The sequence below is a fragment of the Nitratireductor aquibiodomus NL21 = JCM 21793 genome, from assembly GCF_000615975.1.
Classification (GTDB): Bacteria; Pseudomonadota; Alphaproteobacteria; order Rhizobiales; family Rhizobiaceae; genus Nitratireductor; species Nitratireductor aquibiodomus.
Map to the genome: position 1 here is coordinate 1 of NZ_BAMP01000068.1, position 24,187 is coordinate 24,187.

The following is a 24,187-nucleotide window of genomic DNA, read 5'->3' on the forward strand; positions in this document are numbered from 1 at the left end:
CGCATGCGCTTGAGGTTCTGCGTGCCCGCAGCATCGACCTTGTGCGCGGGCAAAGCGAGCTCGCCATGGCCGGGCGGATCACGGCCCAGCGTGAGGCAATTGCCGAGGCCGACCGGCGCCTGGCCGAGGCCGACGATGCGATGAACAGGACGGAAACAGGCGTTAGCATCACGCTAGGCATCGCCGGCGCGGTGCTGCTTGCCGCGATCCTGATCGCCGGCGCGGAACTCGCGGGAACCGGGCGCATCAGCGCACCCGTCGCCGCACTGGCACTGCTTATTGGCCTGACCGCGACAGAACCGTTTGCTGCCCTGCGGCGTGGTGCTGTCGAGCTTGGTCGCACGCTGACAGCCGTCCGCCGCGTCGGGCCACGGCTGAGAGCACAAGATAATACGCCGGCAAACAATGAGCCGGACGCCGCGCAGACGGCGGTGTGCCTGGCACATGTCACCGCCACCCATCCGGGCGCCGCCTTTCCAGCGCTTGCCGACGTTTCGCTGCAGATCGAGCAGGGTGAGCGCATTGCGGTGATCGGTGCAAGTGGAGCCGGCAAGTCGTCGTTGCTTGCCGCCATGTCCGGTGAGATGGCGGTTGCCCATGGCGCGGTCGCCAGCCTTCCCTCAATCCTGTTCACACAGCGCACGGAGCTGTTCAGCGACACGCTGCGTGGCAATCTGGCGCTGGCCAACCCGGCGGCCGGCGACGATGAGATGCATGTCGCGCTTGAAGCGGCAGGCCTGTCACGTTTGCTGGAACGCTTGCCGTTTGGGCTCGACACCATGCTGGGCGAGGGCGGTACGGGCCTTTCCACCGGGCAGGCCCGGAGGCTTGCGCTGGCCCGGCTGTTGCTGCGGGATGAGCCGGTCTGGTTGCTCGACGAGCCCACCGAGGGGCTGGACCGTGAAACCGCCAACGACGTGATCGCGCGGGTTGGACGATTTGCGGCCGGCAGGACGCTCGTGGTGTCGACACACCTCCGCCGCGAGGCCGAAGGCGCAGACCGCATTCTGCGCATGGAACGGGGCCGCATCCTTGCCGAGGCGCGCCGCGGCACCGCTGAATACAGTTTTCTGCTCGACGGTCTGAGACCGGAATGAGCGCTTCCCCCCGACGACCAAAGGAGCCGGACAGCCGGATGGTACAATGGAACTGAACATCGTCGATCTCTCGCGGTTGCAATTTGCCATCACCGCGCTCTACCACTTTCTGTTCGTCCCGCTGACGCTCGGACTGTCGGTGCTGGTCGCCATCATGGAGACGGTCTATGTGATGACGGGCCGCACCATCTGGCGGCAGATGACGAAATTCTGGGGCACGCTTTTCGGCATTAACTTCGTGCTCGGCGTCGCCACGGGCATCGTCATGGAGTTCCAGTTCGGCATGAATTGGAGTTACTACAGCCACTATGTCGGCGATATCTTTGGTGCACCTCTAGCCATTGAGGGCCTCATGGCCTTCTTCCTGGAGGCGACCTTCGTCGGCCTGTTCTTTTTCGGCTGGGACAAGCTCTCCAAGCTCGGCCACCTTGCCTCGGCATGGGCGGTCGCCATCGGCTCCAATTTCTCGGCACTGTGGATCCTGATCGCCAATGGCTGGATGCAGAACCCCGTAGGCTCAGTCTTCAATCCCCAGACCATGCGCATGGAAGTCACGGATTTTTACGCCGTGCTCATGAACCCGGTGGCGCAGGCGAAGTTCGTTCACACCGTCTCGGCAGGCTATGTCACGGCCTCTGTATTCGTCCTCGGCGTCTCTGCCTGGTATGTGCTCAAGGGCAGGCATCTGGAACTCGCCAAGCGCTCAATGACCGTTGCTGCTTCTTTCGGTTTGGCTGCTGCGCTCTCGGTCGTGGTGCTGGGCGATGAAAGCGGCTATCTCGCCACGGAACATCAGAAGATGAAGCTCGCTGCCATTGAGGCCATGTGGGAGACGGAACCGGCACCGGCTTCCTTCACCGCTTTCGGCTTCCCGGATCAGAAAGCACGCGAAACCCATTATGCCGTACACATCCCCTGGGCCATGGGAATCATCGCGACGCGTTCGCTCGACACGCAGATTCCTGGAATTGAGGAACTGGTCGAGCGCGCGGAAGAGCGCATCAGAAAAGGCATTGTCGCCTATGACGCATTGCAGAAAATCCGCGCCGCCGGCAGCACGGATGCCATTCCCGACGATGTGAAAACTGCATTTGAAGAAAGCGGTGCGGACCTCGGCTACGCGCTGCTTCTAAAGCCCTATCTCGACGATCCGCGTGAAGCCACAGACACGCAGATAACCCAGGCGGCAAACGACACGGTTCCAAATGTGCCGACGCTGTTCTGGACCTTCCGCATCATGGTTGGACTGGGTTTCTTCTTCATCCTGCTGATGGGGGTGTTCTTCTATCTGTCGGCGCGACACAGGCTGGACCGCTATCCCTTCCTCCTGCGCATCGCGGTCTTTGCTATTCCGCTTCCGTGGATCGCCGCGGAATGCGGCTGGATCGTCGCAGAGTTCGGGCGCCAGCCATGGATTATCGAAGGCGTTCTGCCCACGGCCGTGGCTGTGTCGAACCTTGGCGCTTCCACGGTGCTGATGACGATCATCGGCTTCTCGCTGATCTACACCGTGCTCTTCATCGTCGAAATGACGCTGATGCTGCGCGCCATTCGCAAGGGGCCTGAACCAGACGAAGAGCCCGAGGCCGAGTTCGGTCCGCGTGCTTTCGTTCCGGCGGAGTAAGAACAATGATCCTGCACACTCTTATCGACTATGAAACGCTGCGTGTTATCTGGTGGGGACTGCTCGGCGTGCTGCTGATCGGTTTCGCGGTCACCGACGGCTTCGATCTCGGTACCGGAACGCTCCTGCCCTTCGTGGCAAAGACCGACACGGAGCGCCGCGTCGTGATCAACGCCGTCGGCCCCGTCTGGGAAGGCAATCAGGTCTGGCTGATCGTTGGTGGTGGCGCCATCTTTGCGGCTTGGCCCCCGCTTTATGCGGTGTCCTTCTCGGGCTTCTATCTTGCCATGTTCGCCGTGGTCTTCGCGCTCATCCTGCGTCCCGTGGCGTTCAAATACCGGTCGAAGCGCGAGAACCCCGCCTGGCGCACGAGCTGGGACTGGGCCCTGTTCATTGGCGGTTTCGTGCCGGCGCTGATCTTCGGCGTTGCGGTGGGCAATGTCCTGCAGGGCGTGCCGTTCCGGCTCGAAAATGACCTGCGGATTTTCTACGAAGGCACGACATTGTTCGAGTTGCTAAACCCGTTTGCGCTCCTGTGCGGTCTTCTCTCGGTGGCGATGCTCATCATGCACGGCGCATCCTGCTGATGGTGAAAACCGAGGGAGCGGTTGCCGCGCGCAGCCGCGCCTTCGGCAGCATCGCTGCCATTGCCACGATCGTGATCTTTGCGCTCGGCGGTCTCTGGCTTTGGGCTGGCATCGATGGTTACCGCATCACCAGCGCCATCGTCACCGACGGCCCGTCCAACCCGCTTGCCAAGACCGTGGAGCAGGCTGGCGGCGCCTGGTTCGACAATTACGCGGCGCATCCATGGATGATGATCGCACCGGGCCTCGGCTTTGCCGGTGCGGCCCTAGCGCTCGTTCTGTTCCGTGCCCGGCGTGAGGTGCCGACCCTGCTTGCCAGTGCGGTGTCGATCATCGGCATCATCTCGACCGTCGGCCTGTCGATGTTTCCCTTCATTCTGCCGTCTTCCATCGCACCCGGTGCGAGCCTGACGGTGTGGGACGCCTCGTCGAGCCATCTCACGCTTTTCATCATGCTGGTGGTAACCGCGTTCTTCGTACCGCTGATTGTCGCCTACACGAGCTGGGTCTACAGGGTCCTGTGGGGCAAGGTCGATGAGAAGAATATCCGCGAAGGCAAGGGACACGCTTACTAAGCGGTCCTGTAACTCATTAAAGGAGTTCACGACATGTGGTATTTTGCATGGTTGCTTGGCTTCCCACTCGCCGCAGCTTTCGCTGTGCTCAACGCGATGTGGTACGAGCTGATGGACGACGCGGCGAAGAACAGGGAAGCTGGAAAACAATAAACGTGCAGACGCCGGCCTCGTTCCGGCGTTTTGCTTTCGGACTTCAGTCCGCGATCTGCCCGCTTGCCGGGCGTTTCATGATCACTTCGCGGTGCGGATAGGGGATCTCGATCCCGTTTTCCTTCAGCGTGTCCCAAAGCGCGAGCAGCACTTTGCCGCGCACATTGGTGAGCCCCTGCTGCGGATCGCGAATCCAGAAGCGCAGCACGAAATCGAGCGAGGATTCACCGAACCCCGTCAACCAGCAGACCGGCCTCCGGTCTGCGTCCACACGGCCGACACTCATGGCAGCTTCGATGGCAAGGGCCGAAACCTGATGCGGGTCGGCCTCGTAGGAAACGCCAAACGGCACGTCGAGACGCACCATCTCGTCGCTGAACGACCAGTTGATCACCTGTTGGGTGATGAAATCCTCGTTGGGGATGAGATATTCGCGCCCGTCGCGGGTGATGACGGACACGAACCGCGCCCGCAATTCGCGGATCCAGCCGAATGTATCGCCGAGCGTGATCGTGTCGCCCGGTTTGATGGACTTGTCGAGCAGGATGATGATGCCCGAGATGAAGTTGGAAACGACCTTTTGCAGGCCGAAGCCGAGCCCCACGCCGACAGCGCCGGAAAACACCGTCAGCGCCGTCAGGTCGACACCGACAGAGGACAGTGCGATCGCGCCTGCGGCGATGACGAGCCCGATCTTCACCACCTTGCCGAGCAACACGCGGATCGACGGGGTGAGCTCGTCGGAGCGCTGGACGCGCTCATCGAAATAATTGCCAAGCACGACGGCAAGCCAGACAGTGCCGGTGAGCAGCACCGCGGCTTTCAGCAGCACCAGTGCGCTTAATCGTGTTGCCCCCAGCGGCAGGGCCAGCGTGTCGAGAAACGCAGCGGCCTCGTCGTCAATGCCAAGAATGACGATGGCCGCATAGGTCCACGCGATCCAGCCGATGGTTCTGGCAAGCAGCCGGTTGCGGATGATGCGCGACACCACCGAGGTGAACAGCCAGGCGAGCGAGAGCGAGAGGGCGAGCGAAAGCAGCAGGGTCCGGCTCGGCCAGGTGAGCGAGCGCAACACCGTCAGCACCGCGAAAAGCATGAGCACGAACAGGATCCAGTCCGTGCGCCGCATCAGCGCCACGACGACGCGCAGAAGACCCTGATGGCCCTTGATGCGCCGTGCGCGCGCTTCGAGCCGGCTTTCCAGTCCGCGCGATGCCAGCTTTGCGACAAAGAGCAACACCGCAATGATTGCGAGCTGGTACAAGGTCCAGGGATTGGCGAGATTGACGAGTTTGGCCTGCACCCAACCCGAAATCTCGATCAGAAGGTCCACGAACGCCATGGTTGCAGTGTAAAGCAAATTCTGTCGGTGTGGAAACAGTGCGCGGCGCAAAGGTACAGCTTAATCAGTCGGATGCGGCTATGGTGCGTGTGGCTTTGTCGCGCGTCGGGGGCTTGCAATGAACGAAACGGGGATACCGGATGATCCGCTCCTGCTGGGCATCGATACCGGCGGTACCTACACGGATGCTGTCCTGTTCTGCGAGCGTTCGGGTGTTGTCGCCAAGGCCAAGGCGCTGACGACACGGCATGATCTGGCAGAAGGCATTGCCGGTGCCGTCGATGCCGTCCTGGCGAAGGCGTCCACGCCTGCGCGCCGGATTGGCCTCGTCTCCATGTCGACGACACTCGCCACCAACGCGCTGGTGGAAGGTCAGGGCGGCCGCGTCGCGCTGGTCATGATCGGGTTTTCGGAAACCGATCTCACACAGGCGGGACTGCGCAACGCATTGCGGTCCGATCCGGTCCTGTTTCTCCCCGGCGGGCATGATGTGCACGGCAATGAAACGCCGTTGGAGATGGAGCGGCTTGAAGCGGAGATCGCGGCGCTGGCGCAGGACGTGACGGCTTTCGCCGTCTGCGCCTATTTTGCGGTGCGCAACCCCGCTCACGAGATCGCGGTCAGGGATTTCATCCGCGCCCGCACCGACCTTCCGGTCACCATGAGCCATGAGCTTTCCGCCCAACTCGGCGGACCGCGACGGGCGCTGACAACCCTGCTCAATGCGCGGCTCATCGCTTGATAGATCGCCTCGTGCTTGCCTCAGATCGATTTCTTGAAACGCGTGGCATCCGCGCTCCGCTCATGGTGGTCCGCGGCGATGGCGCGCTCGTTTCGGCTGAGTTTGCCCGCCGCAGGCCCATCGAGACCATCCTGTCCGGCCCGGCTGCCAGTCTGGTTGGCGCGCGGTACCTGACAGGGCTAGACCGCGCCATCGTTTCCGATATCGGCGGCACGACCACAGACATCGCCGTTCTGGAAAACGGTCAACCGCGTATCGATCCGCAGGGAGCGAGTGTGGGCGGTCACCGCACCATGGTCGAGGCGGTGGCAATGCGCACGTTCGGGCTCGGCGGAGATTCTGAAGTCACGATTGAAGAGGGCGGACTGAGCGGCCGCATTGTGCTCGGGCCACGCCGGCTCGTGCCCCTGTCCCTTGCCGCACATCTTCATGGCGGCCAGATTGTCGAGGCGCTGCAAAAGCAGGAGACGAGGCCGGTGCCATCCCGGCTCAACGGGCGTTTTGCGTGTCTGAGTGGTATGCCGGCGCGTCACGCAACCGGCCTCTCGAAGAGCGAGGCCGCGCTCTATGCGCGGCTGGGGCCGGAGCCGGTGGCGCTTGACGCGCTCATCCTGTCCAGCGCGCAGCTTGCGCCGCTCGATCGTCTCGTCGCGCGCGGGCTTGTTTCGCTGATTGGCTTCACGCCTTCCGATGCCGCACATGTGCTTGGCCGGCAGATGGGATGGGATGCCGGGGCAGCGCGTCTTGGCGCCGTGCTTTTCGCCAGACGCCGCGACGGCGCCGGCCAACAGCTAGCGACGGATGCGGAAGCGTTCTGCGAACGTGTTATGGCGCGTCTTGCCCGACGCTCTGCCGAAGCCGTTCTCGAAACGGCATTGTGTGAGGACGGGCTCGACGGGGCGGCGCTCGCCGGGCACGAGCTTATGCGCCGGGCGCTCGATGGGGAGCAGAGCGTCACGCGACTGCGGGTTTCGCTCGATCGTCCGGTCATCGGCCTGGGCGCATCTGCGCCCCTGCACTATGCCGGGCTCGGCGCATTGCTTCGAGGAGATTGCGTGTTGCCAGAGGATGCGGATGTCGCCAACGCCATTGGTGCCGTTGTCGGCCGGGTGGGTGTGCGCAGCGAAGCCCATATCGGCCAGCCGCAAGAGGGCGTCTACCGGGTGCAGGTCGCAGAAGAACTGCGTGATTTTCCGGATGAAGAAGAGGCATTGGCCTTTGCCGAAAGCGTGTTGACGCGCGACCTGCACGACAGGGCGCGCCAGGCCGGCGCCGATCAGGCCGAGCTCCACGTGACGCGCGACATCCGCGCTGTCGATGTCGACGGCAGCCGCCGCTTTCTGGAAGCGCGGGTCGTGGCGCAGGCGTCGGGACGCCCGCGTATGACGCTCAACCACGATTGAGATTGAAACTTCTTCTCCGTCCGGCGAATTGACCCCGTGCCGCAGGCGTGGTGAAAGCAGTGCATCATTTCTGACATCGGGAAGAGGAGTGTCTGCCAAATGGAAAATCGCGTTGAGCTTCATGGGTTGAAGGTTGCGGAAGAGCTGCGCGATTTCGCCGTAAAAGAGGCGCTCCCCGGTACGGGTGTAGAACCCGACGAATTCTGGAAGGCGCTATCGGAGATCGTTCACGACCTGGCTCCTAAAAACCGCGCCTTGCTCGCCAAGCGTGACGCGATGCAGGAGAAGATCGACGCCTGGTACAGGGAAAATGGCGCACCTGCCGATCAGGAGGCCTATCAGACCTTCCTGCGCGAGATCGGCTATCTGCTGCCGGAAGGCGAGGCCTTCTCGGTCTCAACACAAAATGTTGATCCGGAGATTGCCGGTGTTGCCGGCCCCCAGCTTGTCGTGCCGGTGATGAATGCACGCTACGCGCTCAACGCGGCCAATGCGCGCTGGGGCTCGCTCTACGATGCGCTTTACGGCACCGACGCCATTTCCGAGGAGGACGGCGCGGAAAAGGGTAAGGGCTACAATCCGAAGCGCGGCGAAAAGGTCATCGCCTGGGCGCGTGCCTTCCTCGATGCCAGTGCGCCCCTCGATGGTGTTTCCTGGACGGAAATTGCCGGGCTTTCGGTTGTCGACGGTCAGCTTGTCGCAAAAACCGATGGCGGTGAAGCGCGCCTGAAGGACGCGGCGAAATTCACCGGTTATCGCGGCGCGGCGGAAAACCCGACCGCCGTTCTGCTCGCCACCAATGGCATGCATGCGGAAGTCGTGATCGACCGCACGCACCCAATCGGCAAGACCGACAAGGCGGGCATTGCCGATGTGGTGCTGGAATCGGCGCTGACCACGATCCAGGATTGCGAGGATTCCGTCGCCGCCGTGGACGCGGAAGACAAGGTCATCGTCTATCGCAACTGGCTCGGCCTGATGAAGGGCGATCTCGAAGAGCAGGTGACGAAGGGCGACAAGACCTTCACCCGCCGCCTGAACCCCGACCGCGAATACACCGCGCCCGATGGCGGCACGCTCTCGCTGCCCGGCCGTTCGCTGATGCTGGTGCGCAATGTCGGCCACCTGATGACCAATCCGGCCATCCTCGACGCCGATGGCAATGAAGTGCCGGAAGGCATCATGGATGCGCTGTTCACCGCCGCCATTGCGCTGCACGATGTCGGGACGAATGGCCGCCGCATGAACAGCCGCGAGGGCTCCATGTATGTGGTGAAGCCGAAGATGCACGGCCCTGAAGAAGTGGCCTTCGCGGTGGAACTGTTTGGCCGCGTCGAGGAAGCGCTCGGCATGACGCCCAACACCATGAAAATGGGCATCATGGATGAAGAGCGCCGCACCACGATCAATCTGAAAGAGTGCATCCGCGCCGCGCGCGAGCGGGTGGTCTTCATCAACACCGGCTTCCTCGACCGCACGGGCGACGAAATCCACACCTCCATGGAAGCAGGCCCCATGATCCGCAAGGGCGACATGAAGCAGGCCGCCTGGATCGCCGCCTACGAAAACTGGAATGTCGATATCGGTCTTGAATGCGGCCTTTCCGGCCATGCGCAGATCGGCAAGGGCATGTGGGCCATGCCCGACCTGATGGCGGCGATGCTGGAGCAGAAGATCGGCCATCCGAAGGCCGGCGCAAACACGGCATGGGTTCCGTCACCCACGGCGGCCACGCTTCACGCCACGCATTATCACCAGGTGGATGTGCATGCGGTGCAGGCCGAACTCAAGAGCCGCAAGCGCGCAGCCCTCTCCGATATTCTCTCTGTGCCGGTCGCCACGCGCCCCAACTGGACACCGGAAGAAATCCAGAAGGAGCTCGATAACAACGCGCAGGGCATTCTGGGCTATGTGGTGCGCTGGATCGATCAGGGCGTCGGCTGCTCCAAAGTGCCGGACATCAACGATGTCGGTCTCATGGAAGACCGCGCGACACTGCGCATTTCCGCTCAGCACATGGCAAACTGGCTGCATCATGGCGTCGCAAGCAAAGAGCAGGTGATGGAAACGATGAAGCGCATGGCGGCGGTGGTGGACCGGCAGAACGCCGGCGATCCGCTCTATCGTCCGATGGCGCCGGATTTCGACAAGTCCATCGCCTTTCAGGCGGCTTGCGACCTTGTGTTCAAAGGGCGGGAACAGCCCAATGGCTACACTGAACCGGTTCTGCATGCACGCCGCCTTGAACTGAAGGCGCAAGACAGTGCAAGTAGAGCATCATGACCCGCTGATGGCGCATCGGATTCGCCGGCGGTAACAACAACAGGTCGCCGGACTGTGCCTGAATGAAGATTCTTGCAATCGATACCGCGGCGGCGCTCTGCGCCGCCTGCGTTCTTGAAACCGATACGGATGAAGAGCTCAGTCGGCACGTGCTGGACCTGGGCAAGGGGCATGCCGAACACGTCATGTCCGTCATCGAAGGCGCGCTGAAGACTGCCGGTCTCGGCTATGACGCGCTTAGCGCCGTGGCCGTTTCCGTGGGCCCCGGATCGTTTACCGGTGTGCGGGTCGGCGTATCCGCCGCACGCGGTCTGGCGCTTGCGCTCAGTGTGCCGGCCATCGGTGTTTCCACGCTTGAAGCACTTGGCGCGGAGGCGCGTGAGACCTTTTCCGAGCGCACCATTCTCGTGGCGCTCGGGCAACGCGCGCCAAATCTCTTCGCCGCAGGCTTCGACAGTAAAGGGCGCGTTCTTCTCGAACCTCAGAGTCAGTCAGCGGAGAGGCTGGCGGAATGGGCCTTTGCCGAGAATGCAGTCGTTTACGGCGTTGCCGCCGAGCTTTTAGCCGCTGCGGGCTCCGGCGCGCTCAACATCCAGCCAGCCGGCGCAACAGCGGACATTTTGACCTTCGCCCGGCTTGCCGCTGCGAAGGGGGCGGGCAGCGAGCCGCCAAAACCGCTCTATCTGCGCGCACCGGACGCCGCACCGCAGCAGAATTTCGCGCTCCCGCGAAAGGAAGGCTGATGGCGCTCTTTCCGAGAAAACGCGAGTTTGTCGTACGACCGCTGGAGGTCGCGGACAGCCTCGTTCTGGCCGACATGCACGCCGAAGATTTTGCTCGCCCGTGGAGCGATGCGGAGTTTGAATCGCTGCTCACACAGGAGGGCGTGTTCGGTTTCGCCGTTTCCGAAATCGGCAGAAAGCCGCCGCAGCTCGCCGGGTTCGTGCTTGCGCGACAGGCCGCGGATGAGGGCGAGATCCTCACCATTCTCGTGGCGCGCAACCAGCGCCGCCACGGCCTTGGCCGTCAGTTGATGGATGCGGTGCTCTTCAGGATGCACGGGGACCGTGCCGCCGCGCTGTTCCTGGAGGTGGACGAGACCAACGCCGCTGCCATTGCGCTCTACCGAAGGCTCGGATTCCGGCAGGTCGGGGGGCGGCCGGATTACTACCGCGATGCAAACGGCAGGCGCACCAGCGCCATTGTCATGCGCCGCGACCTGCGCTGAGCGCTGTTTCCCACGGGGGAAAAATGCTGTAAGCGTCCATTCCTCGCAACGGGCCTCAAGGCTGATCCAGGCTGATGTTCAGCACGTTTCGTTTCGTCATCGCAATCCTGATTGTCGCGCTTTACACACTGCCGCTCATGCTGGTGCAGGAGCTGGCGTTGCGCACGCGGCTTTTGAGCGACCGCATCGTGCCGCGGCTCTGGCATCGGCTCACGCTGCGCGTGCTCGGTGTGCGGGTGCGCATGGAAGGGCGTCCGTCAAGGGAGCGTCCGCAGATGATCGTTGCCAATCATGTCTCCTGGCTCGATATTCTGGTGCTTGGCTCGCTTGATGGTGTGCACTTCATCGCCAAGTCGGAAATGCGGGGCTGGCCGATTCTCGGCACATTCGCGCGGCAGCAGCGGTCCGTCTTCGTCGAACGCGAGCGCCGCCGCACCTCGCCCGAACAGGCGCGCGAGATCGCCGAGCGGCTGGCCGATGGCGATCCGATGGTGCTTTTTGCCGAAGGCACCACCGGCGATGGCAACCGGCTTCTTCCGTTCAAGAGCACGCTGTTCAGCGCCGCGCAGCTTGCGCTGGCGAGCGACCGGGCCGAAAGCGTCACGGTGCAACCCGTGGCGATCACTTATCTGAGTAAGGGCGGGCTCCGCCTCGACCGGCGCGAGCGCGCCGCGCTGTCGTGGATCGGCGATACCGACCTCTTGCCCAACCTCATCACGGTTCTTCAGTCGCGGCCCGTCGATATTGTTGTGCGCTATGGCGATCCGATCCCGTTTCTGGCAAAAGGCGACCGCAAGACCGTCACGCGGGAAGCCGAGGCGCAGGTGCGCGCCATGCTCACGGCAGGCTTACGCGGCACCGAAATCTGACGGATTCATCACACAGCGAAGAATCGTCTGTTTTTTGACACGCAAAAACGTTAGGAAACCGGCATGGAACAGAATATCGCGCCGGAAACCGGCAGCTCCGAAAACACTGGCAACGCATCTGAAATGCGCCCCGCCGACAAGAAGGTTTTCGTCAAAACCTATGGCTGCCAGATGAATGTCTACGATTCGCAGCGCATGTCCGATGCGCTGGCGGCGGATGGTTACGCGCCGACGGACCGGATCGAAGAGGCGGACCTCGTTCTCCTTAACACCTGCCACATCCGCGAAAAGGCGGCGGAAAAGGTTTATTCCGAGCTCGGCCGTATCCGGCAGCTCAAGGAAGAGCGCAGCCAGGCCGGCCGCGAAACGGTGGTCGGCGTCGCCGGCTGTGTGGCGCAGGCCGAGGGGCAGGAAATCCTGCGCCGTGCGCCTGCCGTCGATCTGGTGATCGGGCCGCAGACCTATCATCGTCTTCCCAAGGTGGTGAAGCGTGCGCTCGGCGGCGAGAAGATCGTCGAGACCGAATATGCCATCGAAGACAAGTTCGAGCATCTGCCCCAGCCGCAGAAGCGCGTGGTGCGCAATCGCGGCGTGACGGCGTTTCTGACTGTGCAGGAAGGCTGCGACAAATTCTGCACCTTCTGCGTCGTGCCCTATACGCGCGGGTCGGAAGTGTCGCGCCCGGTTGCGCAGATCGTCGCCGAGGCGGAGCGTCTTGCCGAGGGTGGCGTGCGCGAGGTCACGCTGCTTGGCCAGAACGTCAACGCCTGGCATGGCGAGGGTGCCGATGGACGCGAATGGGGTCTTGGCGAGCTTCTGTTCCGCCTTGCTGAAATCCCCGGTCTCGACCGGCTTCGCTACACAACCAGCCATCCGCGCGACATGGATGACGCGCTGATCGCCGCGCACCGCGATCTGCCGAAGCTGATGCCCTATCTACACCTGCCGGTGCAGTCGGGCTCCGACCGCATCCTGAAAGCGATGAACCGCAAGCATACCGGCGATGATTACCGCCGCCTGATCGACCGCATCCGCGAAGCGCGGCCCGATATCGCCATGTCGGGCGATTTCATCGTCGGCTTCCCCGGTGAGACGGATCGGGATTTCGAGGACACGATGCAGCTCGTGCGCGATGTGACCTATGCGCAGGCCTTCTCGTTCAAATATTCGCCGCGCCCGGGCACGCCGGGTGCGGAGCTGGGCGAGCAGGTGCCGGAGGCAGTGAAGGATGAGCGGCTTCAGGCCCTTCAGGCCCTTCTCACGGAACAGCAGCGCGGTTTCGTCCAGAGCCTTGTCGGTAGCGAGATGGACGTGCTGCTTGAAAAGCCCGGGCGTCAGCCGGGACAGCGCGTCGGCAGATCACCCTGCTCCAGCCTGTGATTGTTGATGAAAAAGCCGGCGAAATCGGTGACATTATTCATGTTCGAATCACGCAGGCAGGCCCCAACAGCCTGTTTGCCGAGCCAGTGTCGTAAAAGGAGAGGCGCTTGACCGCCAGCACTGAGTTGAAGAACCCGCCCTCAGGGGCCTCGGACATGGCACATATCGTGCTGACCTTCGATGACAACAAGCTGGCCAGTGCCCTCTACGGGCCTTTCGACGAGAACCTGGCCCAGATCGAGCAGCGGCTCGGTGTCGACATCCGCTCCAAAGGCAATCAGCTTACCGTAAAGGGAGAGAGCGTGGCCGCCGCACAGGCGCGCAGGGCGCTCGATTACCTCTACGACCTTCTGCAGAAGGGCACGGAGCTTGCGCCATCGGATGTAGACGGTGCGGTGCGGCTGGCCATCGCCGCCGATGAGCAATTGACCTTTCCGACCATGGAAAGCAAGGGAAAGCTCGCCGCCGCGCAGATTTCCACGCGCAAGCGCACCGTGCATGCGCGCTCGGCCAATCAGGACGCCTATATGCGGGCGCTTGAGCGCTCGGAGCTGGTGTTTGGCATCGGTCCCGCCGGCACGGGCAAGACCTTCCTCGCGGTGGCCTACGCAGCCATGCTTCTGGAGCGCGGCGCGGTGGACCGCATCATTTTGTCGCGGCCGGCGGTCGAGGCCGGCGAGCGGCTGGGCTTTCTGCCGGGTGACATGCGCGAGAAGGTCGATCCCTATCTGCGCCCGCTCTATGACGCACTCTACGACATGATCCCGGCGGAGAAAGTCGAGCGCGCTCTGGCAGCCGACGTGATCGAGATTGCGCCGCTCGCTTTCATGCGCGGCCGCACGCTGGCCAATTCGGTGGTGATTCTCGATGAGGCGCAGAACACCACGCCGATGCAGATGAAGATGTTTTTGACGCGGCTTGGCGAGAATGCGCGCATGATCGTCACCGGTGACCCGAGCCAGATCGACTTGCCACCCAACACCAAGTCGGGCCTGGTCGAAGCGCTTGAGGTTCTGGGCGATGTGCCCGGCATTGTCACTGTCCGGTTCGACGAGAAGGACGTGGTGCGTCATCCGCTGGTGGCCGCGATTGTCCGGGCCTATGACAAAAAGGCGCGGGGCTGACCCGCTCAGGCTGATGGACGATACTCCCCCTGCCGGTGAAATGTCGGAGATCCTGATTGAAATCGCCGTCGAGGCGGGCGACTGGGCGTCTGAAGCCGCGCTTCAGGCTCTGGCTAACCGCGCCATCGGCGCAGCCGCATCCATGATTGGGCTTGAGCCGGACGAGGGTGGTGCAGTCAGCCTCCTTTTTACGGGCGATGCAGAAATCCAGGTGCTGAATCGCGAATGGCGCGGCAAGGACAAGCCCACCAATGTGCTTTCCTTCCCGGCACCCGATATGCTCGCTCCGGGAGGTGAGATGCAGCCTCTCGGTGATGTTATCGTTGCCTATGAGACGGTTGCGCGGGAAGCGGCAGAAGAGGGTAAGCAATTCGATCATCATCTGACGCATCTGATCGTTCACGGATTTTTGCATATCATGGGATATGACCATGAAACCGAGGAGGAGGCGGAAGAGATGGAAGAATTGGAGCGCAAAACGCTGCAAACACTTGCCATTCGCGATCCGTATGCCTAACTGAAGGGCTCAATTGAACAAACGGCCATGACAGAGAACACGATGATCGCGGCGGGAGATGTGCCCGCAAGCGAGACGAACTCCCCCGAGGAGGGGGAAGAGGGGTCTAGTAGACCTCCCCAACGAAGCTCCGGCAGCCGCCTGTCCCTCTGGGAGAGAATGATGGCAGCGCTTGGCATTCGAAACGGTTCCTCGCTGCGCGACGATCTCGCGGACGCGCTGGACGAACACACGCACGACACGGCGGCCTTCTCCCCCGGCGAGCGGGCCATGCTGAAAAACATCCTCCGACTGCGCGAGCTCCGCGTCGAGGATGTGATGGTCCCGCGCGCCGATATCGAGGCGGTAGACCTGAACACCACGCTGGGCGATCTTCTGAATGCCTTCGAAAGATGCGGTCACTCGCGTATGCCTGTCTACGGGGAAACGCTGGATGATCCGCGCGGCATGGTGCACATCCGCGACATTGTGAGCCATATCACCAAAACGGCAAAGGCGAAGAAGGGCCGGGCACGCAAAGTGCCGGAAGCGCCCGCTTTCGATCTCGGCAAGGTCGAACTCGACCGCACAATCGGCGATCTCAACCTTCCACGCTCAATCCTGTTCGTGCCTCCATCCATGCTGGCATCGGACCTGATGGCGCGAATGCAGGCCTCCCGCACCCAGATGGCCCTCGTCATCGACGAGTATGGCGGCACGGACGGGCTGGTGTCGCTGGAAGACATCGTCGAGATGGTTGTCGGTGACATTGAGGACGAACACGACGACGACGCGCCGCTCATAGAGCAGATCGGCGAGGATGCTTTCGTGGTGGACGCCAAGGCGGAAATCGAGGACGTGGCCGAGGTGATCGGTGAGGATTTTCACGCCGAAGAGCATTCCGAGGATGTCGATACGATTGGTGGCGTGATCTTCAACGTCCTGGGGCGTGTTCCCGCGCGGGGCGAAGTGGTGCAGGCCATACCGGGCTTCGAATTTCAGGTGCTGGATGCCGATCCGCGCCGTGTGAAGCGCGTGCGCATCGTGCACAACCGGGCATCGGAACGCCGCAGAAGGTCGGCGCGCATCGGCGACAATTTGTAGCGCCCCCATCCCAAATCCGTGAGATGGTTTCAAAGCTCGGCAAACTGCTGATACTGCTTGTCGTGTGATTCGGGCTTTGCGGATGGGTGAATGGAAAGCCTTGCCGGACGGGTTATATTGCTGAGTGGGTGGCGGCGGTCGCTCGTTGCTTTTTTCGCGGGTAGCCTGGCTGCGCTGGCGCAGCTCCATTCGACTTTTTTGCGGCCTGTTTTGTGGCATTTCCAATCCTCGTCTGGCTTCTTGACGGAGCAGTGGGGGAAGGGCGCGGCCTTCGGGCACGCGCCATACCAGCCTTCAAGACAGGCTGGTGGTTCGGTTTCGGGTATTTTCTGCTTGGGTTGTGGTGGATCGGCAATGCATTGCTGGTCGATGCTGACAATTTTGCTTGGGCTGTGCCTCTTGCGGTTGTCGGACTGCCCGCATTCCTGGCCGTATTCTACGGCGCTGCGGCGCTTCTCGCGCGTCTTCTTTGGTCGGGCGGTGTGCTGAGGATCGTTTCTCTTGCGTTTGCTTTCGGCATTGCTGAATTGATTAGAAGCATAATCTTTACGGGATTTCCCTGGAATGCAATCGGCTATGCCGCCATGCCCACTTTACTTAGCATGCAGTCGGCTAAGATATTTGGCCTAACGGGTATGAATTTCCTGGCGGTTCTGGTGTTTTCAATGCCTGCATTGTTGGGTACACGCCGGCATCTTATTGTCGGTAGTATTATTGCGATTGGTTTGGTCACAACGCAGTTTGTTTATGGTTACCTAAGTCTTTCGATTGAAGCCGCGCCGGAGCGCTTTCTGCCGGTCCGCATCGTCCAACCGTCGATCAAGCAGACCGAGAAATGGGATGCTTCGGAGCAGACGCGCATCTTCAACATTCTGCTGGATCTTACCCGTCGACCGCCCGTCGACGGTGCAGACAGGCCCGAGCTGATCGTCTGGCCCGAGACGTCTGTCCCCTTTTTGTTCACAGACCGCCCGGAAGCCCTTGTCGAGCTTGGCGAGGCGCTGGGTGAAGGTCAGACGCTGCTGGCAGGCGCCGTTCGGGCCGAAGCCGGCGACGGTCTCGGGGCGACGCGCTACTACAATTCAGTCGTTGCAATTGCGCAGGACGGCACGATTGTCGATGCCGTGGACAAGGTTCACCTGGTCCCTTTCGGTGAATACGTACCATTCGCTAACCTGTTGAATAGTTTTGGGATAGAAGAGATCGTGCAGTCTGCCGGTCCGTTCACGGCAGGCAGTGGACGACGCCCCATCGAAGTGGCGCCTGGCCTGCACGCCCTGCCGTTCGTGTGCTATGAGATCATTTTCCCTCGGCTGGTTTTCGGGGCTGCTGACCGCTCGGATTTCCTTCTCAACGTCACGAATGATGCATGGTTCGGTGTGTCCCCCGGACCGTATCAGCACTTTCGTCAGGCGCGGCTGCGTGCCGTGGAGAATGGCCTCCCCCTCCTGCGTGCGGCAAACTCGGGCATCTCCGCCGTCATCGACTCTTCGGGGCGCATTCTGGACGCTTTCGACCTCAATGCGGTGGGCAATCTTGATGTTCGATTGCCTGTTCACAGCGCACGGAAATTTTATTTTGAGAATCCTGGAACCAATGGAACGTTTATTGCGTTTGGTTTTGGGGCCGTGCTTCTTGGTTCAAGTATTACTCGGCGCCTGAGGGCGAATTGACATCGCCCCTTTCGGCTACGCATAGTGTGTAAGCCGACTACATCGGAATTCGATTTGACAGGCTTGGGGCTCTGGGAGGTCGAGGACGTAGTTCGGTCAATGGCAACCCCGTGCCGGATGGCGAGAATATATGAACAAGAATAAGAAAAAACCGAATCCGATCGATATTCATGTCGGAGGTCGGATCAGGCTAAGAAGAAACATGCTTGGCATGAGCCAGGAAAAGCTTGGCGAAAGCCTGGGTATAACTTTCCAGCAAATCCAGAAATACGAGAAGGGTACGAATCGCGTCGGCGCCAGCCGGCTGCAGGCAATCGCTTCGGTTCTCAGCGCTCCGGTGTCGTTCTTTTTTGAAGGCGCGCCGGGCGAGGAAAATGAAGCCGGTAGGGGCATGGCGGAGGACGGGGCGGACTTTGTCGTCGATTTTCTCAACAGCAGCGAAGGCGTTCAACTGAACAGGGCCTTTGCAAAGATTTCCGATCCGAAGGTGCGCCGTCGGATCATCGACCTGGTCAAGGTGCTGGCCACCGAGAATCAGGATTGAGGATTATTCTCTTCGTTCAGCGATGAAAGCGCTCTCAGGGCGCCGTCGAATAGCGGGGAATGGAAAATCCATTCCCCGTTTTGTTTTGCGCCGCAACCGTTGTGCTTGACCTGAGAGGTTCAGCTTGGCTAACAGGGGAACGCCTGTTGCCGACAGATCGATCGGCTTCTTCTCAGAGGGGATACCCGTGGCGCGCAAGAACTATCTCTTTACAAGTGAATCCGTTTCCGAAGGCCATCCGGACAAGGTCTGTGATCGCATCTCCGATGAGATTGTCGATCTGGTCTATCGGGAAGCCAAGAAATCCGGCATGGACCCGTGGAAGGTCCGTGTGGCGTGTGAAACGCTGGCCACGACCAATCGCGTCGTGATCGCCGGTGAAGTGCGCGTTCCCGAGACGCTGCTCAAGCGGGACAAGAAAACCGGTGAGGTGGCCACGGATTCGAAGGGCAACCCGCTCATCAACCCGTCACGCTTCCGCTCGGCTGCGCGCCGCGCCATCCGTGCCATTGGCTACGAACAGGACGGTTTTCACTGGAAGACCGCGAAGATCGACGTTCTCCTGCACGGTCAGTCGCCGGATATCGGCCAGGGCGTCGACAATGCAGCCGACCGACAGGGTGAAGAAGGTGCCGGCGACCAGGGCATTATGTTTGGCTATGCCTGCCGTGAGACACCTGACCTCATGCCCGCACCGATCTATTATTCTCACAAGATCCTGCAGCTTCTCGCCGACGCCCGTAAATCCGGTGAAGGCGATGCCGCAAAGCTCGGCCCCGACGCCAAGGCGCAGGTCACCGTGCGTTACGTTGACGGAAAGCCGTCCGAGGTAACCGAGATCGTCCTGTCGACCCAGCATCTGGACACGTCGTGGGACAGCGGGAAGGTGCGGCAGGTCGTCGAGCCCTATATTCACGAGGCGCTGTCTTCCGGCGGCATTACGGTTGCAGCAAACTGCAACTGGTACATCAACCCGACCGGGAAATTCGTCATTGGCGGTCCCGATGGCGATGCAGGTCTCACCGGCCGCAAGATCATCGTCGATACTTATGGCGGCGCGGCCCCTCACGGCGGCGGTGCTTTCTCGGGCAAGGATACGACCAAGGTCGACCGGTCTGCGGCCTACGCCGCGCGCTACCTCGCCAAGAACGTGGTCGCGGCCAATCTCGCCGAGCGCTGCACGATCCAGCTTTCTTACGCCATTGGCGTTGCGCAGCCGTTGTCGGTCTACGTGAACCTGCACGGCACGGGCCGCGTTTCGGAGGAAGAGGTCGAGATCGCTATCCGCGAGGTGATGGACCTGTCGCCCAGCGGCATCCGCCGTCATCTGGACCTCAATCGTCCGATCTATGCCAAGACAGCCGCCTACGGTCACTTTGGTCGCAAGGCCAGCCGCGACGGCTCGTTCTCCTGGGAGCGGACTGATCTGGTGAAAACTCTCAAACAGGCAGTCGCAAAAGCTGCCTGAGCGGCTTTGCCAGTAGCGGAAAGACCTGATGGCTGAAGAACGGCGCAAACGGGCTACCGAAGCCTTCTTCGGCCGTCGTCATGGAAAGCGTCTGCGTCCCAGGCAGGACGCGGCGCTTGCCGCGCTTCTCGACAGGGCGCTGATAAAGCTAGATGCGGCGTCACACGATGTGGCGGCGCTGTTCCCATCACCCGTGGAGCGGATCAGACTTGAGATCGGCTTCGGTGGCGGCGAGCATCTGCTTAGCGAACTGGCACGCTATCCGCACACGGGTTTCATCGGCGTGGAACCGTTCGTCAACGGTATGGCGAAGCTCGCCTCCGCTGTCGATGAACAGGGCGGCGCACCGGCGAACCTGCGGGTCTACAATGATGATGCGACCGCACTGCTGGACTGGCTGCCTGAAGCGTCGATCGCCGAGGTAGACCTGCTCTATCCGGACCCCTGGCCCAAGAAAAAGCACTGGAAACGCCGGTTCGTGAACCGGGCGAATCTCGACCGCTTTTCCCGCGTGCTAAAACCGGGGGGGCGTTTCCGCTTCGCGTCGGACATCGATACCTATATCGACTGGACGCTCCTGCACTGTGAGGCACATCCCGCATTTCGCTGGGAGGCGGAAAGCGCCGACGACTGGCACACGCCCTATGCCGGGTGGCCGGGCACAAGGTATGAAGCAAAGGCGATCCGCGAGGGGCGGACACCCGCCTATCTGACCTTCCTGCGGGTCTAAGCGGCGGTCTTACCTGCCGCGCATTCCATAAAACTGCTCAGGATCGATGCCGAGGCGGCGAAGATCCGCATCCTGTGCGCGACGGCGATTGCGCACTGCGGCGGAAACCGCCACGGCACTCTCGATCACCCCAAAAAACTCACCGATTTCCGTCACGAATTTACGTGCAGACATGGTTTTTCCTTTCATTGTGCGATGCAGCATAACTTAAGGCGACCCCGGACCGTCGAGAAGCGACGATCTGGCAGGGCAGCCATGCGTTTGTGCGGTGCATCATGATAATTTTCTGGGTCTGGATCGCTGCAGGCTTTTGATGCACCGCTCTTGAAAAGAACTGCCATCTCGGCTATATCCAGCTCAAATTCTTGGTCGCTATGACGGAGAGTGGGTCCCACCGGTCCCGCTCTTTTTTGTTAGATGCGGCCGTCCGGAGGTTGGATGACGGCAGTTTCAGAAGACAGGAATGGCGATGATCGCCTGATCCGCGAAAGCGGCATCGAGGCGCGTGTCGCTGCGATCATCATTCCTGTTCTGGGTGCGATCGGATATCGCCTGGTTCGCGTGCGCATGACTGCGCAGGAAGGCGCCACCCTGCAGATCATGGCTGAACGGCCAGACGGCAGCATGACCGTTGAAGACTGCGAGGAAGTCAGTCGCGCGCTTTCGCCCGTGCTCGACGTCGAAGACCCGATCGACACGGCCTATCAGCTTGAAATTTCCTCGCCGGGCATCGACCGGCCGCTGGTGCGCACCACGGATTTCGCTGCCGCTGAGGGGCATCTGGTCAAGATCGAAACGGCCGTGTTGCTTGATGGGCGCAAACGCTTCCGCGGCTTTGTCGTCGAGAGCGACGGGGAAACCGTGACGATCGAGCCGGAAACGGCCGAGGAAGAAGGGGACGAGGATGTCCTCTTTGGAATTCCCTTCGAGGCAATCGCCGAAGCACGGCTGGTCCTGACGGACGAGCTGGTGCGCGACGCCCTGAAGCAGGACAAGGAAGAGCGCCGCGAACGCAAGCGCAATCGCCGCCCTTCCGCATCGGAAAGGGCCGCCCAGCGGTCCGCCAAACAAAACGCAACTGAGCCGGCCGGGGACGAACCCCCCGGATCCCACGCCGAAGGAGAGTGACATGGCAGTCAGTGCGAACAGGCTGGAGCTTCTCCAGATCGCCGACGCGGTGGCCCGCGAGAAGTCCATCGACAAGCAGATCGTCATCGCCGCCATGGCCGACGCCATTCAGAAGGCCGCGCGGTCGCGTTATGGTCAGGAGACCAATATTCGCGCCGACATCAACCCGCAGACGGGTGAGATGAAGCTGCAGCGCCTGATGGAAGTCGTCGACAATGTCGAGGAGCCGGCGCGTGAAATCTCCGTCAAGGATGCGCGCACGCGCAATCCGGACGCCCAGCCCGGCGACTTCCTTGCTGAGCAGCTTCCGCCCATGGATTTCGGCCGCATCGCCGCCCAGTCGGCCAAGCAGGTCATCGTGCAGAAAGTGCGCGAGGCAGAGCGCGACCGTCAGTATGACGAGTACAAGGATCGCATCGGCGAGATCGTCAACGGCACGGTCAAGCGCGTCGAATACGGCAATGTCATTGTCGATCTCGGCCGTGGCGAAGCGATCATCCGCCGCGACGAACTGATCCCCCGCGAAATCTTCAAGTATGGCGACCGCGTCCGCGCCTATGTCTATGACGTGCGGCGCGAGCAGCGCGGCCCGCAGATTTTCCTGTCGCGCACGCATCCGCAGTTCATGGCGAAACTCTTCACCATGGAAGTGCCGGAAATCTACGACGGCATCATCGAGATCCGTTCGGTGGCCCGCGATCCGGGCTCGCGCGCAAAGATCGCGGTCATCAGCCACGATTCCTCGATCGATCCGGTCGGCGCCTGTGTCGGTATGCGCGGCAGCCGCGTTCAGGCGGTTGTCGGCGAGCTTCAGGGCGAGAAGATCGACATCATTCCGTGGAACGAGAACGCGGCTTCCTTCATCGTCAACGCATTGCAGCCGGCCGAAGTCGCCAAGGTGGTTCTCGATGAAGATGCGGAGCGCATCGAGGTTGTGGTGCCGGACGACCAGCTTTCACTGGCCATCGGCCGCCGCGGTCAGAACGTCCGCCTTGCCTCGCAGCTTACGGGCTGGGACATCGACATCCTGACCGAGGAAGAAGAGTCGAGCCGCCGCCAGAAGGAGTTCACCGAACGCTCCGCCCTGTTCATGGAAGCGCTCAACGTTGACGAGATGGTCGGCCAGGTGCTCGCCTCCGAGGGTTTCACCAGCGTCGAGGAAGTCGCCTATGTGGAATCGGGCGAAATCGCATCCATCGACGGCTTCGACGAGGAAACCGCCGAAGAGATCCAGATGCGCGCACGCGAATATCTCGAGCGGATCGAGGCCGAATTCGATGCAAAGCGTCAGGAACTCGGCGTTCAGGACGAACTGCGCGAGATTCCGGGCATTACCACCGCGATGATGGTGGCGGTCGGTGAGGATGATGTGAAGACCATAGAGGATTTCGCCGGCTATGCCGTCGACGATCTGGTCGGCTGGAAAGAGCGCAAGGACGGCGAGACGACGTTCGAGCCGGGTGTCTTCTCCAAGTTCGACGTGTCGCGCGCCGAAGCCGAGCAGATGGTTGTGGCCGCGCGTCTCAGGATGGGCTGGATCACCGAGGAAGACCTCGCTGCCGAGGCTGAAGCCGAGGCAGATGAGGGTGAGGAAGGTGCGGAAGCTGCCGAGGGTGCGCAGGCGCCTGAGGCCGCCGAAGGCGCTGAAGCCTGATATGGGTCTTGTGGAGCGCATGGCTGTCCTCGTGACGCCTGTGGTGCGCTTCGCCGACCTTGTTTCGCCGCATTCCTGCGGAGCCGCGTGATGGCACGCGGCAGCAGGATGCTCTGGAGTTGTTGTGGACGATATGAACGATCGCACATGCATTGTCTCGCGCAAGGCGCGGCCCGCGGAGGACCTGATCCGGTTCGTCGCGGGGCCGGACGGCATGGTCGTTCCCGATCTGAAGCGCAAGCTCCCCGGGCGCGGATGCTGGGTCACGGCTGACCGGGTGCATGTTGACAGGGCGGCCCAGAGAAACCTTTTCGCCCGCGCTCTGAAAACGTCGGTCACCCCGCCCGAAAATCTGGGCGCGCTGGTCGATGAATTGCTTTCAAAAGCCGCTCTGGGCGCTCTTGGGCTTGCGCGGAAGGCCGGAGCCGTGGCATTGGGTGCTGCGAAGGTCGAGGCGTCGGTGCGCAGCGGCAAGGCCTATGGCGTGCTGCATGCTCGTGAAGCCTCGCAGGACGGAGTGCGCAAGATCACGGCCGCTCGTCATGCAGTGGCCCATCTGGGCGGACCGGCTATCCCGGCTTACAAACTCTTTTCCGAAGAAGAAATGAGTTTGGCGTTGGGGGCTACAAATGTGATACATGCTGCCGTGTTCGGGCGGGACGCGGGCAAGGCGGCGCTGAAACGCGTTAGTGCGCTCGAGACTTTTCGAGGCGAATGCGCGGACAAACCGGCAGCGGTTGCAATGGGCACCGCAGAGGATGTGGAATGACGGATACGAAAACCGGTGACGACAAGACGCTGAGCGTCGAAAAGAAGAAGACGCTGACGCTAAAGCGGCCCTCTGTTGAGCAGGGCACGGTGCGCCAGAACTTCTCGCATGGACGCTCGAAGTCTGTCGTTGTCGAGACGAAGAAGCGCAAGTTCTCTCGGCCAGACGAGCGTCCCGAGACAACGCCCGCGCCTGCGCCGGCACCGCAGCGGCC

The 24,187-nt window shown here is 61.7% G+C and carries 19 protein-coding genes and 4 pseudogenes; 21 read left to right on the forward strand and 2 right to left on the reverse strand.

The annotated features are described in order from the left end of the window. The 4 genes and pseudogenes from JCM21793_RS16570 to cydX form a co-directional block, all read left to right on the forward strand. On the forward strand, positions 1-1,097 hold a 1,097-nt coding region (locus JCM21793_RS16570), incomplete at its 5' end, for an ATP-binding cassette domain-containing protein (protein WP_025031080.1). Between the two features lie 46 nt (positions 1,098-1,143). After that, a complete protein-coding gene (locus JCM21793_RS16575; RefSeq protein ID WP_025031081.1) occupies positions 1,144-2,721 on the forward strand; it encodes a cytochrome ubiquinol oxidase subunit I in 1,578 nt (525 codons plus the stop codon). 5 nt (positions 2,722-2,726) lie between these two features. Then, positions 2,727-3,883, forward strand: a pseudogene (gene cydB, locus JCM21793_RS26585) (cytochrome d ubiquinol oxidase subunit II). A gap of 33 nt (positions 3,884-3,916) precedes the next feature. After that, positions 3,917-4,036 carry a cytochrome bd-I oxidase subunit CydX gene (cydX, locus tag JCM21793_RS28860; RefSeq protein ID WP_065817381.1) on the forward strand — a complete coding sequence of 40 codons (120 nt, stop codon included), beginning with the start codon at positions 3,917-3,919 and terminating at the stop codon, positions 4,034-4,036. 43 nt (positions 4,037-4,079) lie between these two features. Here cydX and JCM21793_RS16590 read toward each other — a convergent pair whose 3' ends face one another. After that, positions 4,080-5,378: a mechanosensitive ion channel family protein gene (locus JCM21793_RS16590; RefSeq protein ID WP_025031082.1), complete on the reverse strand. Its 1,299-nt coding sequence runs from the start codon at positions 5,376-5,378 to the stop codon at positions 4,080-4,082. A gap of 118 nt (positions 5,379-5,496) precedes the next feature. Here JCM21793_RS16590 and JCM21793_RS26590 point away from each other — a divergent pair. The 13 genes and pseudogenes from JCM21793_RS26590 to trmB all read left to right on the forward strand — a co-directional run bounded on the left by JCM21793_RS26590 (position 5,497) and on the right by trmB (position 20,422). Then, positions 5,497-7,523 (forward strand): annotated as a pseudogene (locus JCM21793_RS26590) (hydantoinase/oxoprolinase N-terminal domain-containing protein). Positions 7,524-7,622: 99 nt separating this feature from the next. Continuing rightward, positions 7,623-9,806, forward strand: coding sequence for a malate synthase G (locus tag JCM21793_RS16600; protein ID WP_025031083.1), 2,184 nt, complete (start codon positions 7,623-7,625; stop codon positions 9,804-9,806). A gap of 62 nt (positions 9,807-9,868) precedes the next feature. Next, positions 9,869-10,549, forward strand: coding sequence for a tRNA (adenosine(37)-N6)-threonylcarbamoyltransferase complex dimerization subunit type 1 TsaB (gene tsaB / locus JCM21793_RS16605; RefSeq protein WP_025031084.1), 681 nt, complete (start codon positions 9,869-9,871; stop codon positions 10,547-10,549). Then, on the forward strand, positions 10,549-11,034 hold the full coding sequence (gene rimI, locus JCM21793_RS16610) for a ribosomal protein S18-alanine N-acetyltransferase (protein WP_007010169.1): 486 nt from the start codon (positions 10,549-10,551) through the stop codon (positions 11,032-11,034). The genes tsaB and rimI overlap by 1 nt, the downstream gene beginning before the upstream one ends. A gap of 74 nt (positions 11,035-11,108) precedes the next feature. Continuing rightward, complete coding sequence (olsA, locus tag JCM21793_RS16615) at positions 11,109-11,903, forward strand: lyso-ornithine lipid O-acyltransferase (protein ID WP_007010170.1); 795 nt, start codon at positions 11,109-11,111, stop codon at positions 11,901-11,903. A gap of 63 nt (positions 11,904-11,966) precedes the next feature. Beyond that, a pseudogene (gene miaB, locus JCM21793_RS26595) lies at positions 11,967-13,378 on the forward strand (tRNA (N6-isopentenyl adenosine(37)-C2)-methylthiotransferase MiaB). Between the two features lie 60 nt (positions 13,379-13,438). After that, on the forward strand, positions 13,439-14,407 hold the full coding sequence (locus JCM21793_RS16625) for a PhoH family protein (protein WP_007010171.1): 969 nt from the start codon (positions 13,439-13,441) through the stop codon (positions 14,405-14,407). A gap of 13 nt (positions 14,408-14,420) precedes the next feature. Continuing rightward, positions 14,421-14,924 (forward strand): rRNA maturation RNase YbeY, encoded by a 504-nt coding sequence (gene ybeY, locus JCM21793_RS16630; RefSeq protein WP_370671658.1) that lies wholly within the window; start codon positions 14,421-14,423, stop codon positions 14,922-14,924. Between the two features lie 27 nt (positions 14,925-14,951). Further along, positions 14,952-16,007 carry a hemolysin family protein gene (locus tag JCM21793_RS16635; RefSeq protein WP_025031087.1) on the forward strand — a complete coding sequence of 352 codons (1,056 nt, stop codon included), beginning with the start codon at positions 14,952-14,954 and terminating at the stop codon, positions 16,005-16,007. 90 nt (positions 16,008-16,097) lie between these two features. Continuing rightward, positions 16,098-17,680: pseudogene (gene lnt, locus JCM21793_RS26600) on the forward strand (apolipoprotein N-acyltransferase). A gap of 130 nt (positions 17,681-17,810) precedes the next feature. Then, entirely contained in the window at positions 17,811-18,224 is a 414-nt protein-coding gene (locus tag JCM21793_RS16645) for a helix-turn-helix domain-containing protein (RefSeq protein WP_007010175.1), read from the forward strand. A gap of 187 nt (positions 18,225-18,411) precedes the next feature. Beyond that, complete coding sequence (metK, locus tag JCM21793_RS16650; RefSeq protein WP_007010176.1) at positions 18,412-19,692, forward strand: methionine adenosyltransferase; 1,281 nt, start codon at positions 18,412-18,414, stop codon at positions 19,690-19,692. A gap of 28 nt (positions 19,693-19,720) precedes the next feature. Then, a complete protein-coding gene (trmB, locus tag JCM21793_RS16655; RefSeq protein ID WP_007010177.1) occupies positions 19,721-20,422 on the forward strand; it encodes a tRNA (guanine(46)-N(7))-methyltransferase TrmB in 702 nt (233 codons plus the stop codon). 9 nt (positions 20,423-20,431) lie between these two features. On the opposite strand, the gene JCM21793_RS29790 is transcribed toward trmB, so the two are convergent. Beyond that, complete coding sequence (locus JCM21793_RS29790) at positions 20,432-20,596, reverse strand: hypothetical protein (RefSeq protein WP_007010178.1); 165 nt, start codon at positions 20,594-20,596, stop codon at positions 20,432-20,434. Positions 20,597-20,860: 264 nt separating this feature from the next. Between JCM21793_RS29790 and rimP the strand changes: the two genes are divergently transcribed. The 4 genes from rimP to JCM21793_RS16680 all read left to right on the forward strand — a co-directional run. Beyond that, entirely contained in the window at positions 20,861-21,550 is a 690-nt protein-coding gene (gene rimP, locus JCM21793_RS16665) for a ribosome maturation factor RimP (RefSeq protein WP_007010179.1), read from the forward strand. A 1-nt stretch (position 21,551) separates the two neighbouring features. Further along, positions 21,552-23,204, forward strand: a complete 1,653-nt coding sequence (gene nusA / locus JCM21793_RS16670; RefSeq protein WP_025031088.1) for a transcription termination factor NusA — start codon at positions 21,552-21,554, stop codon at positions 23,202-23,204. Between the two features lie 133 nt (positions 23,205-23,337). Beyond that, positions 23,338-23,973, forward strand: coding sequence for an RNA-binding protein (locus tag JCM21793_RS16675; protein ID WP_007010181.1), 636 nt, complete (start codon positions 23,338-23,340; stop codon positions 23,971-23,973). Next, a partial coding sequence (locus tag JCM21793_RS16680) for a translation initiation factor IF-2 associated domain-containing protein (protein WP_025031089.1) occupies positions 23,970-24,187 on the forward strand: 218 nt, incomplete at its 3' end. The genes JCM21793_RS16675 and JCM21793_RS16680, both read left to right, overlap by 4 nt.